Source organism: Streptomyces sp. NPDC041200 (genome assembly GCF_055591805.1).
On the sequence record NZ_JBVIZF010000008.1, the window covers coordinates 181,187 to 194,949 of the forward strand.

Genomic DNA, 13,763 nt, shown 5'->3' on the forward strand with positions numbered 1-13,763 from the left:
GCCGCCAGGCCGGCGCCGGCGGGCGCGGAGCAAGGCCTCATAGGGGGCGAACGGCCAACGTCAGGACGCCCGGGCCTGGTCAGCGTGGTGCTGATCTGCTCGTGCGCGGTGGTCTCCGGCGCGCGGACCATCGAGGAGATCGCCGAGTGGGGCCAGCGCGCCGCCGTCCGGCCTGCTGGCACGGATGATGGGGGTGCGCCGCCACCTGCCCGGCCGCTACCGTGCCCCTCTCACCCCGCCCCCACCCGGATCCTGGCCGCCGTCGAAGGCGACGCCCTGGACACGGCCGTGGGCGCCTACCTGGCCGAACACGACCGCGGCGACGTGCGGGCCGCGGCCGCGCCCGGGCGGGCGATCGCGGTGGATGGCAAGGCGCTGGCCGGCTCCGCGCACCTGGTCCATCGCCACCGGCACCTGCTGTCGGCCGTCAGCCATGCCCCTGCCACGATCACCCTCGCCCAGCGGGAGGTCGGTGCCAAGACGAACGAGACGGCCGCGTTCCGCCCGCTGCTTGAGTCGCTGGACCTGGCCGGGGCCGTGATCACCTTCGATGCGATGCACAGCGTCAAGGACCAGGTCCGCTGGCTGGTACAGGACAAGGACGCCCACTACCTCGCGGTCATCAAGGGCAACCAGCCGACCGCGTTCGCGCAGCTGACCAACCTGCCGTGGGACGAGGCGCCCGTTGCACACCGCCTCGCAGTCCGGACACGGCCGACGGGAATCCCGCTCGCCCAAGACGCTCACCCTCGCCGCGTCCACGGGCGGGCTGGCCTTCCCCTACGGCCGGCAGGCGCTGCGGGTGCACCGCCGCCAGGAGACCGGGCGCAAACAGTCACCTACCTGCGCTTCCGCGACACGGTGGAAAAGGACTTCGCCCGCACCCGCCGGGTCGAGGACTACGCCGACGCACGCGGCTACTCGGCCCGCCCCCTCTCCCGCGCCACCCTTGCCTCCGCCGGACTCGGTGCCAAGGAGTTCATCGACCGCCGCGTCGTCCTCGAAGCCAAGCGCCTCCTGGCTCACAGCGATCAGTCAGCCGCCCGAATCGCCGACCGCCTCGGCTTCTCCAGCGCCACTCACTTCAGCAAGTACTTCCACCAGCGCACCGGACAGACCCCGATTGCCTTCCGCGACACGGTCCGCGGGCACACCCCGAGGGGAGCGAACGACACCTGCGTACGGTCCTTGACCAGCGTGCCGAGCACTACAACGCGGGACGGGCCCACCGCGGCCTCGGCCTGCGAGCACCCGACGAGGACCCGACGAGGACCCGAACGTCATCCCCCTGCCCGCTGTCGCGGTCAGGCGCCGCCGGGTACTTGGCGGACTGCTCAATGAGTACTACCCGAGGCCACCCCGGCTGCCTCACCGTCTGCAGGAAACGCCCAGCTCAGCAGCCTGATCGGAATATTGAGAAGCCGTATCTCTATCGATCATGCGGACGGTTCTGATCGAACACGGTCCTTGGTCGGGTGATCTCGGCCGGGTGGATGCATGAGTACAGGGCCCCTTGGTAGCTCGGGTTTGCGACCACTCGAGTGCCAGGAGGCCCTGTTGTTCCAGTCTTGCGTGACGGTCCCCGTCTCGTCCAACTCCCGCGTGTCGCCGTGCGATTGCCTCGCGCGCAGGTTCGGGAACGCGGCCGACTGCCGATGTATCCGTCGGACATGACGGACGCGGAGTGGGCAGTGGTGCGGGACGCGATGCCGGTGCCGGCCTGGCTGGAGGGCCGCGGCGGGCAGCCGGAGGGCTACTGCCACCGCGTGATGCTGGATGCGATCCGGTATGTCACCGACAACGGCATCAAGTGGCGCTCTACGCCCGCCGACTTCCCTGCCTGGGACCGGGTGTATGCCTTCTTCCGCAGGTGGCGGGAGCACGGCCTGGTCAAGGAGTTCCACGACCGGCTGCGCGGCCGAGCCCGCGAGGCCGAGGGCCGGGATCAGGAGCCGACCGCGGCGGTAATCGATTCGCAGTCGGTCAAGGGCGCCGCCTCGGTGCCCGCCGCCACGCGCGGCTATGACGGCGGCAAGAAGATCAATGGCAGGCGCCGGCACGTCATCACGGACGGCCTGGGCCTGTTGCTGATAGTGCTGGTGTGTGGCGCCGACGTCACCGACCGCCAGGCCGCCCGCATCATGCTGCCCCGTCTGCGGGCACGGTTCCGCACGATCACGCTGGTGTGGGCCGACGGCGGCTACACCGGCCGCCTGGTCACCTGGGCGAAGGAGAAACTCCAGCTCACGCTGGAGATCATCAAACGCAGCGATGACATGAAGGGGTTCGTGGTGCTGCCGAGAAGGTGGGTGGTGGAGCGCACGCTGGGGTGGCTGATGCGCTCGCCCCTTCTGGTGCGGGACTTCGAGACACTGCCCGCAAGCAGCGAGGCGTTCATCTACTTCTCGCAGGCCATGCTCATGAGCCGTCGCCTCGCCCGCCCGGCTTCCCGGCGGCGGCAGGAACAGTCACGGTGGGCTGCCGCGGCGTGAACCGTCCGGACGGCGGCACGGTCAGCCAGCCCTGTTCGGCCAGGCGCCTCGCCTTGGACAGCACCCCCTCGATCTTCGCCGGCACCAACGCCAGCCCCAGCCCGGACGCGATCTCCTCCGCCGACACCCCCTCACCGCCTTTCGGGCCGGACGCCACGAGCTCCACGATCCGCCGGTAATCCGGCGCGAGCGACTCCACCGTCATCCCCTCCAACAGCTGGGCGTTGAGCAGTGCGGTGATCCGCAGGTGCGCGGTCGACGGGTCCGTTGCGGTGGCCGCGGCCACCAGGTCGGTAGTGAACGTGACCCCGGGGACGAGCCCGAGTGCCCGGAAGCAGTCGGCCGTGGCGTCCGGTAGCCGGCCTAGGGAAGCCCGTACCCCCCCCCGCGGTCCGCGTTGGCCGGGTACGTCAGGCGTTCCTAGTCCTCCAAGCGCCGCACCAGGGCGCTCAGCGGCTGATCGCGCATGGTGGGACCGTTGATGACTGCTCCGACGAGCCGTAGCGCGAGGGGGAGGCCGCCGACGAGTTCGACGATGCGCAGGGCGCTCTCCCGGTCCTCGAGGACCTCCTCGTCATCGACGAACCCCGTGAGGGTGGCCAGGGCCGCCTGTCGTCCTCGCCGGCGACAAGGTGGGTCAAGCAACTCGGCTGTGGCCGAGAGTCTCAGGCCACTTGGCGATTCGTCCACAGTCTTCGCCAACACACCGATAAGTCATGGTGGTGTGGAAGGATCGCCGTTGAGTGACTCGCTCACGCCTCCGTTGGGGGCGAAACAGAAACGAGAGGAACGCATGCGGGCGTTACGAAAAGCATCGATGGCGGCTGGAATGGCGGCGATAGTGACGATGAGTCTCGCCCCCCAGGCTCAAGCATCACAAAACAGTGGCTGGGTCTACACAAGAAGCCTGAGCGGAGCCATCTATTTCGACGCTGACCTCAACGGTCACCCCGGCCTAGAAAAGATCACCGTCTGCGACAACAGGACCGACGGCCGCGGAATCAGGGGCGAGGTGGTCGGTCAGAACGGCTCCGGCACTGTGCGAGACTTCCTGTCCGACCCCTCCAACGACGGGAACTGCGTATCCATGCAGGGCAACTACTTCCTGGAGGATACGACCGTCTATGTCTACGTCTACGAATACTGGGGCATGAATACTGACAACACAGGCGCAGGCATCGCCGTCGCATAGAAGCCGTCGCTCTATCGCTCTTGGTGAGCGTGAGTTCGAGGTCGTCGACTCGGTCGGGTGATCTTCTGGCTGGCTGAGCATGAAAGCGGGGCCTCCCGCACAGCTCGTGGGTGTCGAATCCGACCGAGCAGCAGGAGGCCCCTGGTGCCGCAGTCTTCCGTGCCAGCGTCGGTGTCGTCCAACTCGGCGTCCCTGACGTGTGATTGCCTCGCTCACCGGTTCGGGAACGCCAATGATCGGCCGTACAGGCGGCCGAGATGTCCGTCCGACATGAGTGACGCGGAGTGGGCGGTCGTGCGTGACGCGATGCCGGTCCCCGGCTGGTTGGAGGGCCGCGGCGGGCAGGCGGAGGGCTACTGCCGCCGGCAGATGGCCGACGCGGTGCGCTACCTGGTCTCGGGCGGCATCACCTGGCGGGCGATGCCCGCGGACTTCCCCGCGTGGGACCGCGTCTACGCCTTCTTCCGGCGCTGGCGGGACAAGGGCCTGGCCGCCGAGTTCCATGACCGGCCGCGCGACCGGGTCCGCGAAGCTCCGCGTCTACGCCTTCTTCCGGCGCTGGCGGGACAAGGGCCTGGCCGCCGAGTTCCATGACCGGCCGCGCGACCGGGTCCGCGAAGCTGCGGGCCGGGATCCGGAGCCGACTGCGAGCGTCATCGACGCGCAGTCGGTGAGGGGAGCCGCATCGGTGCCGGCTGCGACCAGGGGCTTCGACGGCGGAAAGAAGGTCAACGGCCGCAAGCGGCACATCGTGGTGGACACCCTCGGGCTGTTGCTGGTCGTGATGGTCACCGCGGCTTCGGCCACCGACCGGGACGCGGGACAGACACTGCTGGCCCGGCTGCGCGATCGGCACTGGCGCGTCACGCGGGTGTGGGCCGACGGCGGCTATACCGGGCGCCTGGTCGACTTCGCCCGTGGTGTCCTGCGCGTCGCGCTGACGGTGGTCAACCGCAGTGACGACACCAGCGGCTTCACCGTGCTGCCGAAGAGGTGGCTGGTGGAGCGCACGTTTGCCTGGCTGATGCACTCACGCCGTCTGGCCCGCGACTACGAGACACGCACCGACACCTCGGAGGCGATGATCCGGTGGTCGATGAGCATGGTCATGAGCCGCTGGATCGTGCGACGGGCACGCTGAACAGCCCCGGGCGTTCCTCTGTCAGCCAGCCCCGCGCGGCCAGGCGTTTCGCCTTCGACCGCACCCCTTCCACCTTCGCCGGGACCGGCTCCAGCCCGACTGCCGCCGCGAGTTGCCGACAGCCCATCGCCCCTTCGCGAGACCCGTTCCCACCGGCCAGGACGTCCATGATCTGCTGGTAATCCGGCGCCAGAACCGTCGGGGCAAGCCCTTCCTGCCAGTGCGGCACCACCGAACCGGGCACCGCGGCCGTGATCTTCACCGGCCGCCCGCCGGCCATCACGACTGGCGCTACCTCCTTGCCTCCGCGAGGCTCTGCCAGAACCTCGCCCACCGTCTCACGGGCGATCACGAACCGCTCCCATACGGCCCCCGCCTCTCGCAGCTCAGCCTGAAGGGCCTCCACTCGCTGCCGAGCGACGCGTTCGCGCTCCTCCAGCAACCCCATTACCGACGGCATCTCGGCACCTCCACCGAAGAGACGACACGACACCTCGTCCCTGCCGCCGAAACACCACCCCTATACCTGACCAGCAGAAACGCACCCGTCGTTCTCGGAAAGACAACAGCTTCTGACACCCTCAGCCCCCACTGAAGCTTCCTGTCCGCTTCCCGTCAGCAGGGACCGTCCGGGCGGCAGCCGACGGCCGAGCGCGGCGGCCACGCCTGCGGATCGAGGATGCCCAGTACATACGCCCGGCTGACCAGCGCCAGCCGGGTGGGTGCCGCCAGCAACTCCCGCAGCCGGCCGAGGTGGTAGTCCAGGGTCTGCCGGGAGAGCCGGAGCGAGGCGGCGATCTCGTTGTTGCCGTGCCCGGCGGACAGCAGGGTGAGGATGCGCAACTGCGCCGCGGTGAGTGGTGGCAGCGGCGGGTGCGGCAGGGTGTGGTGGGGCAGTACCGCCCAGACGCCGCGGGTCCGCTGTGAACCGCTGCCGACGGCGGTGAGCAGCACCCGGGCCCTCCACTCGTCGCCCCGGGCGTCGAGGAAGACCGCGGAGGTCTGGAACCGGCGCCGGCGCCGGTTCACCAGATCCCGCCAGGCGTGGCGCAGTCCGGCAAGCTCGTCTGCGGGGGCCAGATAGCGGTGGGCGGGGTGGCCGAGCAGATCGGGCACATGGACCCGGAGCAGTTCCGCGGCCGAGGCGCTGACCCGGCGTATCCGGCCGCCCGGCGAGAGCAGGGCGCAGGGCAGACCGCTGTGTTCGCTGAGCGCCTGGAGGTCCTCCTCGGCGGCGCGCCGCTGGCTCAGGGCGAGGGTGTAGTCGGTGATGTCGATGTAGATCCCGGCCACACAGGTCTGGCCACCCTCGGCCACCGGGAAGCGGTGGCCGACCGCGCGCCCGGGTGAGCCGTCGGGGCGGTGGTAGCCGATGGTGTGCCGCACCGGCTTGCCCGAGCTGAGCACCTGCCGGTCCAGGGTCTGGAATGTCGCCACGTCCTCGGGGGCGTCGACATCGGTGACGCTGCTGCCGATCACGACGTCGGGGGTGGTGCCGTACAGATGGGCGTAGGCGTGGTTGGCCCACAAGTAGCGGCCGTGGGCGTCGCGGATGAACGCCGCGGCGGGCGCGAAGTCGGCGAAGTCGGTGAACGCGGCGTAGCCGTGGCGTCCGAGCTCCAGGGCGCTGATGTCCACCGCGAGCCCGCTGACCCCGCCCCGGCCGTCACCGGCCAGTCGGCCGGGATAGGAGGTGACGTCGAACAGTCGCCCGCCGAACCGGACCTGGCGGCGGTCGATCTCCGACTCCCGACCCTTGGCGGCCGCCCCTTCCCGCGCGGCGCCGGTGGTGCCGCTGAGACTGTCGACGAAACGCTGTGCGGTGCCGGGGTCGTGGAAGGCGCCCCCGCCGCAGTTGACGATGCGCCGTCCCTCATCGGCTTCCCACCATGACACGGGCATGCGCTCGAGCAGCGTACTCAGGCCCATATCGGACACCAGTCGCCTTTCCGGTCCGGCCTCCGGGTACGGACCGCCGAAGGCATGACCAAGGATTGCCCAGGCCCCGCGCTCACATGCGGCGTAACCGGCCGGAACGCAAAAGGGGCCGAAAAGGGCTGAATCCCATGCCCGGCGACCTCGCTCACCGTGAACGCCTCGTGACACTCAGGCATTTGCCTGAGTGCCCACCCCCGATTCGGGGGGTACGCGTCATGCCCGACTGGTTCGCTTGACGGACCCGGATCGCGGCGGCTGTGCCAGCCCGCCGGTTTTCGCTGAGTCGCCGAGAAACTCTGAACCGAGGAGTCGTTATCTGTGAGTAAGGTGCTGTTTGTCTACGCCAAGGGCGGGCCGCCGCTGGAATACGCGCTGTCCCGGGTCGCCGCGAAGGCCGAAGTGCATCTGCTCGTACTCAGTCCCCTTCCGCCGTCCGCCCACGAGGTGGTCACCCGCCTGTGCACCTCGGTGGTCGCCCCCGTGGACACCGCGTCCCAGGACCTCGTCGCGCTCATCACGGCTCAGGCACAGGCCGTCGGCGCCGATGCGGTGTTCACCCCGTCGGAGTACGCCGTGGTGGCGGTGGCCGACGCCTGCGAGTGGCTGGGTCTCGCCGGGGCCGGTGCGCACTGCGTGCTGGCCCGGGACAAGCGGATGATGCGCCGCGCCTGGGACGCGCACGGGGTGTCCCAGCCACGGTTTCGCTCCGTGGCCACCGAGCGCGATCTGCACGAGGCCGCGGCCGAGATCCCGTACCCGATGCTGATGAAGGCGGCCTGGAGCGCCGGGTCCACCGCGCATCAGATCCTGCGCGGCCCAAAGGACATCGCGCCCGCCTGGGCCCGGGCCCGTGAGGTGATGGAGGAGTCCGCCCGCCAGGGCTACGCCGAACTCCATGTGGCCGGGGCGGACGCCGATTTCCTCGTCGAGGAGATCGTGACGGGCACGGCCGCCGACTGGTTCGAGGAGCCGGGCTGGGGCGACTACGTCAGCGTCGAGGGCGTCGTGGCCGAGGGCGTCTATCACCCGGTGTGCCTGAGCGGGCGGATGCCCACCGTCGAGCCGTTCACCGAGCGCGCCGGAATCACCCCCGCCCTGCTCTCCGAGGACGCCCAGCGCAAGGTGGTGGAGCTGGCGACGGCCGCCGCGGACGCGCTCGGCCTGCGCACCTGCGGCACCCACACCGAGATCAAGCTGGGCGCCGACGGACGGATGTGGGTCATCGAGACCGCCGCCCGGTTCGGTGGCGCGATGACCGTCCCCCAGATCGAGGAGGTCTTCGGGGTGGACGTCATCGGCATGCTCATCGACCGGCTGCTCGGCCGCGAGGTCGACTGGCCCGATCCGGGGCCCGGTTCGGTGCTGGGCGCCGCGGACGCCAAGGGCGCGGCCGGCTCGCTGGTGGTGCTGGCCGTGGACGGCTCCGGCGCGCCGTGGCCGGACCGGCGGCTGTGGGACTTCGACGCCGTCCAGCGCTCCGGACTGATCTCCACCGGGGCGCGCCTGACGAAGGTGGCCGAGCACTCGCTGCCGGACGGCACCCCGGTGCCGGTCTACGACTCGGCGGCGGGCGCGAACACCATGGCAGCGCTGTGTCTGCTGGTGGCCGACGATCCGGTCACGGTCATACGTGACTTCGAAAGGCTCAACGACGCCCTGCCCACCGCCCTGCCGCCCGTCCCGGCCACCGGGAGGCCGTGATGACCGGCATCAGCGCGTTTCCGGGCCCGGCCACCGCGCCCGGCACCGATGCCACCGTGGTCGGCGAGAACCTGTCGCTGCCGCTGTTCCGGTCGCTGTCCGGAGTGCTGGCCGGACACCCGTATCTGAAGGTGGTGGTCGATCGCACCGAGCACACCTGGCATCTGCTGGACACCGCCGTCCATCCCTTCCACGTCAATTATGTGGCCACCCGCATCCTCGGGATGGGCCTGGACGAACTCGACGCCGGGCTCGACGCGTTCAACGCATCGGTGTACACCGACCCCGGCCGCCGGTTCCTGCTCGGTGTGCTGTCGCTGCACGCCGACGAGGACGCTGAGGGCCGGGACCGGCCGTTCCTGGTGCTGGAGACCACCGAGGCCGACACCATGGACGGCCCCTTGCTCCAGGAGTTCTACGACTTCGTCCGGGAGCGGGTGGACGGGCGGCTGCCGTTGCTGCTGAAACCCGCCAACCACGGCCAGGAGGCGGCACTCGCCCCCGTGAGCGACGTGACGCTGCCGCGCATCCTCAGCCACGAGCTGTTCGTCAGCCGCCCCCGCACCCCGCTGAACACCGGGGAGGCCATCGGCCGGCTGCGCTGGTTCACCTCGCTCGAGGGGTACCGCGCGCACGCCGCGGACCTCGGCTGGTCGGATATCGTGGCCATGGACTGTCTGCCCGACGATGTGCCACGGGTGGCCGGATTCATCAACGCCGCCCCCATCACCCCGCTGTCCCACACCAATGTGCTGGCCTCCGGCTGGGGCATCCCGAACGCCATCGTGCGGGACATGGCCCGGCTGGTGAAGTCGGAGGAGCTGGACGGGGCGTGGGTGTGCTACCGGGTCCAGGACGACGAGGTGAGCCTGGTCCGGCTGCACGAGGTCCCGGAGCTGGACGAGCCCGCCTGGCACCAGCAGCGGATCCGGCTGGAGCCGCCGCTGCTGGAGGACATCCCCGTCCTGGAACTGCGCCGGCTGCGCCGCGAGGACCGCGACCGCTACGGCACCAAGGCCGCCAACCTCGGTGAACTCCACCATGTGCTGGACAGCCGCACCGCCGATCTCACCGCCTTCTACGGACGCGCCCGGCCGCCCCGGAAGGATCTGTACGGCCATCTCGCCTCCCGGCTGACCGCGTCCGCCGACCCCGGGGCGCTGCGCCAGGCGGCCTCGGAGTTCGTGGCGGCCACCGTCACCGCGCCCGACGGCGTGGCGCTGCCGTTCGCCCTCCAGCACCGCTTCCTGATCTCCTCGCCCGCTCTGCAACAGGGCATCGGCAAGCTGAAGATGGCGCTGGAGCTGGGAGTCACCGATGTGCTGGACCCGCTGTGCCTGAGCCTCCAGCAGCTGGTGCGCGGCACCCCGGTGCCGGAGGATGTGGCCGCGCGGATCACCGGCCCGTTCGCGGACCGGGTGTGCCGCAAGCGGCTGGTGGTGCGGTCCTCCTCCAACGCCGAGGACCTGCCCGGCTTTTCCGCCGCCGGAGTCTACGACTCCATCACCACGGTGCACGGCACGGACGAACTCCTTGACGCCGTCCGGCAAGTGTGGGCCTCGCTGGTGTCGCCGCGCAGTGTCCGGCTCCGTCACGAGGCGGGCATCTCCCTGGACGACACCTACATGGGCGTCATCGTGCAGGAGTACACCCCGGCCGAGCTCGGCGGGGTGCAGGTCACCTGCAACCCCACGCGGCGTGAGGACTTCCGCAACGTCTACATCAACTGCACGCCCGGTTCGCCCGAGAGCGTCGTGGACGGCACCACGCTGCCGTTGCAGTACCTCTACAACACCGTGGAGGGCGGGGGCCGCACTGTGGACCTCGGTTCGTCCGGTGAGGACCTGCCGTCCTCGGCCCGGGCGCGGCTGGCGGATCTCGCGCTCACCGGGCGGTTGCTCCAGTCGCACTTCGCGGACGATCCGGACGATCCGCTGGACATCGAGTGGCTGATGACCGAAGAGGGCGGGTTCAAGCTGGTCCAGCTCCGCCCGTACGCGCTGTGAAGGGCCGTGTGCCGTTCCTCCGCCGCTCCCCGGCGGAGGAACGGACCCCGCTCACCGCCGGGGCACGCCGGGTCATCGCCCTCAACAACGGCTTCCAGCTGCTGTTCAACCTGCTGTGGTGGATGCCGGTCTTCTACGCCTACCAGCGGCAGGCCGGGCTCTCGGACGCGCAGATCTTCGGCATCCAGTCCCTCTACTACATCGCCTTCTGCCTGTTCGAGATCCCGACCGGTCTGGTGGCCGACCGGATTGGCGCCCGCAACTGTCTGCGCGCGGGCGCCGTGGTGATGACCGCGGCGAACCTGGCCCCGGTCCTCTCCCCTGACTACACCGGCTTCCTGGCCCACTTCCTCGCCATCGCCGCGGGCCGCTCCCTCACCTCCGGGGCGGCCAGCGCCTACCTCTACGACGCGCTGCACACGGAGGGCGCGGGCGACCACTATCTGCGCGCCGAGGGCACCGCGCGGGCGCTCGGGCTGGCCGCGAAGGTGATGTGCTGGCCGCTGGTGGGACCGCTGATGGCGCTGTCCCGGCCCACCCCGTACCTCCTCAGCGCGGTCAGCGCGGCGGCGTCACTGGCCTGTGCCATGGCCCTGCCCCGGCTGGTGGGCGCGGAGTCGGGCGAACGCCGGTCGGGGGTGTGGCGGGAGGCCGGGCGGGCGCTGCGCCAGCTGCGCGGCTCCCCGTGGCTGGCCCTGGTGATGGTGCAGGGCGTGGCGGTCTTCACGCTCTCCCGGATCTGCCAGGTGAACCTGTTCCAGCCGATCCTGATCGACCAGGGCATCCCGGAGCTCTCGCACGGCGGTGTGCTGGCGGCGGTGACGGTGGCCGAGGCCGTGGGCGCGGCCCGGCCGCAGTGGCTGGGCCACAAGCTGCAACCGCTGACGACGGTGTCCGTCTTGAGCCTGGCGATGGCGGTGTCCCTGGCCGGGATCACCCTCGGCGGGCCGATGGCGGCGGTGGCGCTGCTCTGCCTGTTCTCGGCGGTCACCGGCTTCGCGTACCCGATCCAGCGCAAACTGGTGAACGACGCGGTGCCGCCGGGCGCTCCGCGCGCCACCCTGCTGTCGGTGGAGAGCATCATCGACCGCGCGGTGTGCGCCCTGGTGGCGGTGGCTGCGGGCGCGTACCTCTCGGTGGGCCGGATGGACGCGCTGCTGTGGCACAGCGCCGCCGTGACCGCTGCGGTGATCCTCGCGGTGCACCTGGCCGTGCTGATCGGACGGCCCCGTCGCCCCCGCCCGCCACGGGTCGCCCGCGAGGAGCGTCAGGAGACCGTCGGGCACGCACGAAGGTGATATCGGGCCCGTGAGGGCTTCACCCCAAGGGCGGCACCATCACCCGGGACGCCAATAAAGCATCCGTGGCGGCGATGGACCTGCCAGCGGCCGGGGATTTCCGGCGAGTTCGAGAGCCACCTATCGAGTGACGGCGCGGCGGCTGTACGGGCTGGTGTTCCTCGAAACATGGCACTCGGGCGGCTGCACATCACCGGGTCACCGCCCGCCCGACACGTGCCTGGTCAGTACAGCAGGCCAGGAACTTCACCGCTGACCTGGGCCTGCGCAACGAGTCCCCGCGCTTCTTGCTGCGCGACCGCGATGACAAGTACAGCGAGACGTTCGATGCCGTCTTCCAAGCTGAGTTTCCCTCGGTCGAGCAGGCGAAGGGCTGGTACGACTTGGCCGAGTACGTCCCGCTCAAGCGGCTGCGGCAGGAGAGCACCCGTACCAACGTCGTCCTCCTCGCGGGTCTTCCGGCGGCCGCCTGAGAGCGCTGCCGTCGGCGGCCGAGGGACGCACGTCGTACATCTGCTGCGGGGCCAGCGGGGCGACGGGAAGTAGTTTTCGTGCGGCTTGTGTGCGCAGAGGGAGTGCGATGTTAACCGCTGCACTTCGGGCTGCCGGTGCGCACCCGCGCGGGCAGCTGGCTCCAGTCCGGCAGCTTCTTGGCCGAGGTCATCGTGGGAATGATGGTGAGGTAGTTGTTGCCGTCGACGGGCTTCACCATGAGGCGCGACCGTCGTGATCCGCTCGGCCGGGCAGGCCAGGAAGCCGGGTCGGTCGCGATGTCGGTCCCGCCTGTCACCGAAGGGATGTCCGGCTCAATGGAGGTTTGGGGCCTGAAGGCGGGCAGCGCCGCCTTCAGGCCCGACCTCGTGCTGGCGCCACCGGTGTTCCGCCATCCCCCGCCGCAGGTGGACAGCAGAGGTGCCACCGCGGCGGTGCTGGCCACGGCCGCGCCCGTGGCCAGGAGGGTGGCCGACTCCGCCACCTTCGCCCAAGCCCTCGCCGCACTCGACCTGGTCGTCGTCATCGACATCGCCCTGACCGAGACCGGCCGCCAGGCCGGCTACCTGCTGCCCGCGGCCTCCCAGTTCGAGAAATGGGAAGCGGCCTTCTTCACCTTCGAGTTCCTCCACAACACCTTCCACCTCCGCGCCCCCGTCCTCGACCCTGCCCGGCACCCTTCCCGAACCCGAGATCTACGCCCGCCTCATCCGCGAACTGAACGCCGTTCCCAGCAGCAGGCTGACCTTGCTGCGCACCACCGCCCGCCTGGGCCACACCCCCTACAAACTCGCCTTCGCCGGCCTGGCCGCCATCGACAGGAACACCGTCGCCATGGCCCCGTACCTGCTGTACGAGACCCTCGGCCCACCCTCCCCGACGGTGCCGACTCGGCCGCTGTGCTGTGGGCGCTCGCGCAGGGCATTGCGAAGGACTACCCCGCCGCCATGCGCCGGGCCGGACACCGCAGCGCCGACGCCCTCTTCGACGCCATGCTGGGCGGCCGATCGGGCATCACGTTCACCGAGGACGAGTACGCCGACGCCTGGCGCTACGTGCCCCACCCCGGCCACCGCGTCCCGCTGCCCATCCCCGAACTCCTCAGTCTCCTCGGCGACCTGGACACCACCCCGGCCGTGCACACCACCGACGAATTCCCTATCATCCTGGCCGCCGGCCAGCGCCGGTCCTTCACCGCGAACACCATCTTCCGCGACAACACCTGGCGCAAGCGCGACCAGCAGGGCGCCCTGCGCATCAGCCCGTACGACGCCGAACAGCTCGGCCTGTCCGACGGCGCCCTCGCACAGATCACCACCGTTCGCGGCACCGCTCAGGCGGTCGTCGAGATCGACGACCGCCCTGCAACCCGGGCACGCGGCCCTGCCCAACGGCTTCGGCCTCGACCTGCCCACTGAGGACGGCGGCACCGAACGCGTCGGCGCAGCCCTGAACACTCTCACCGATCTGGCCTGGCGCGACCCCATCGCAGGCACCCCCTGG

The 13,763-nt window shown here is 70.3% G+C and carries 15 protein-coding genes; 10 read left to right on the plus strand and 5 right to left on the minus strand.

All coding sequences use genetic code 11. The annotated features are described in order from the left end of the window. Positions 1–84 precede the first annotated feature (84 nt). Positions 85–1,341, plus strand: a complete 1,257-nt coding sequence (locus tag ACZ6CL_RS20565) for an ISAs1 family transposase (RefSeq protein WP_468937551.1) — start codon at positions 85–87, stop codon at positions 1,339–1,341. Between the two features lie 350 nt (positions 1,342–1,691). After that, complete coding sequence (locus ACZ6CL_RS20570; RefSeq protein WP_468937552.1) at positions 1,692–2,492, plus strand: IS5 family transposase; 801 nt, start codon at positions 1,692–1,694, stop codon at positions 2,490–2,492. Here ACZ6CL_RS20570 and ACZ6CL_RS20575 read toward each other — a convergent pair. Together ACZ6CL_RS20575 and ACZ6CL_RS20580 are read right to left on the minus strand one after the other, a co-directional pair. After that, on the minus strand, positions 2,419–2,778 hold the full coding sequence (locus ACZ6CL_RS20575) for a hypothetical protein (protein ID WP_468937553.1): 360 nt from the start codon (positions 2,776–2,778) through the stop codon (positions 2,419–2,421). The genes ACZ6CL_RS20570 and ACZ6CL_RS20575 overlap by 74 nt on opposite strands. Before the next feature lie 134 nt (positions 2,779–2,912). Beyond that, positions 2,913–3,137, minus strand: a complete 225-nt coding sequence (locus ACZ6CL_RS20580) for a hypothetical protein (protein ID WP_468937554.1) — start codon at positions 3,135–3,137, stop codon at positions 2,913–2,915. 94 nt (positions 3,138–3,231) lie between these two features. Here ACZ6CL_RS20580 and ACZ6CL_RS20585 point away from each other — a divergent pair, with 94 nt between their 5' ends. From ACZ6CL_RS20585 to ACZ6CL_RS20595, 3 genes are all read left to right on the plus strand, one after another. Beyond that, positions 3,232–3,684 carry a hypothetical protein gene (locus ACZ6CL_RS20585; RefSeq protein WP_468937555.1) on the plus strand — a complete coding sequence of 151 codons (453 nt, stop codon included), beginning with the start codon at positions 3,232–3,234 and terminating at the stop codon, positions 3,682–3,684. A 270-nt stretch (positions 3,685–3,954) separates the two neighbouring features. Next, the gene (locus ACZ6CL_RS20590) at positions 3,955–4,278 is read left to right on the plus strand and encodes a transposase (RefSeq protein WP_468937556.1); all 324 of its coding nucleotides are present in this window, start codon (positions 3,955–3,957) and stop codon (positions 4,276–4,278) included. Then, entirely contained in the window at positions 4,187–4,825 is a 639-nt protein-coding gene (locus tag ACZ6CL_RS20595; RefSeq protein WP_468937557.1) for an IS5 family transposase, read from the plus strand. The genes ACZ6CL_RS20590 and ACZ6CL_RS20595 overlap by 92 nt, the downstream gene beginning before the upstream one ends. Here ACZ6CL_RS20595 and ACZ6CL_RS20600 read toward each other — a convergent pair. Together ACZ6CL_RS20600 and ACZ6CL_RS20605 are read right to left on the minus strand one after the other, a co-directional pair. Beyond that, positions 4,791–5,285: a hypothetical protein gene (locus tag ACZ6CL_RS20600; protein ID WP_468937558.1), complete on the minus strand. Its 495-nt coding sequence runs from the start codon at positions 5,283–5,285 to the stop codon at positions 4,791–4,793. The two genes, ACZ6CL_RS20595 and ACZ6CL_RS20600, sit on opposite strands and share 35 nt — an antisense overlap. A 155-nt stretch (positions 5,286–5,440) precedes the next feature. Beyond that, the gene (locus ACZ6CL_RS20605; RefSeq protein ID WP_468937559.1) at positions 5,441–6,727 is read right to left on the minus strand and encodes a PAS domain-containing protein; all 1,287 of its coding nucleotides are present in this window, start codon (positions 6,725–6,727) and stop codon (positions 5,441–5,443) included. 354 nt (positions 6,728–7,081) lie between these two features. On the opposite strand from ACZ6CL_RS20605, the gene ACZ6CL_RS20610 reads away from it, so the two are divergent. The 4 genes from ACZ6CL_RS20610 to ACZ6CL_RS20625 all read left to right on the plus strand — a co-directional run bounded on the left by ACZ6CL_RS20610 (position 7,082) and on the right by ACZ6CL_RS20625 (position 12,241). Further along, the gene (locus ACZ6CL_RS20610) at positions 7,082–8,464 is read left to right on the plus strand and encodes an ATP-grasp domain-containing protein (protein WP_468937560.1); all 1,383 of its coding nucleotides are present in this window, start codon (positions 7,082–7,084) and stop codon (positions 8,462–8,464) included. Then, complete coding sequence (locus ACZ6CL_RS20615) at positions 8,464–10,470, plus strand: PEP/pyruvate-binding domain-containing protein (protein ID WP_468937561.1); 2,007 nt, start codon at positions 8,464–8,466, stop codon at positions 10,468–10,470. The genes ACZ6CL_RS20610 and ACZ6CL_RS20615 overlap by 1 nt, the downstream gene beginning before the upstream one ends. After that, positions 10,467–11,768 (plus strand): MFS transporter, encoded by a 1,302-nt coding sequence (locus ACZ6CL_RS20620; RefSeq protein ID WP_468937562.1) that lies wholly within the window; start codon positions 10,467–10,469, stop codon positions 11,766–11,768. The genes ACZ6CL_RS20615 and ACZ6CL_RS20620 overlap by 4 nt, the downstream gene beginning before the upstream one ends. Before the next feature lie 287 nt (positions 11,769–12,055). Next, on the plus strand, positions 12,056–12,241 hold the full coding sequence (locus tag ACZ6CL_RS20625; RefSeq protein WP_468937563.1) for a DUF1330 domain-containing protein: 186 nt from the start codon (positions 12,056–12,058) through the stop codon (positions 12,239–12,241). A 110-nt stretch (positions 12,242–12,351) separates the two neighbouring features. On the opposite strand, the gene ACZ6CL_RS20630 is transcribed toward ACZ6CL_RS20625, so the two are convergent. After that, on the minus strand, positions 12,352–12,480 hold the full coding sequence (locus ACZ6CL_RS20630; RefSeq protein ID WP_468937564.1) for a hypothetical protein: 129 nt from the start codon (positions 12,478–12,480) through the stop codon (positions 12,352–12,354). 97 nt (positions 12,481–12,577) lie between these two features. On the opposite strand from ACZ6CL_RS20630, the gene ACZ6CL_RS20635 reads away from it, so the two are divergent. Beyond that, positions 12,578–13,678 (plus strand): molybdopterin dinucleotide binding domain-containing protein, encoded by a 1,101-nt coding sequence (locus ACZ6CL_RS20635; protein WP_468937565.1) that lies wholly within the window; start codon positions 12,578–12,580, stop codon positions 13,676–13,678. Positions 13,679–13,763: the final 85 nt, after the last annotated feature.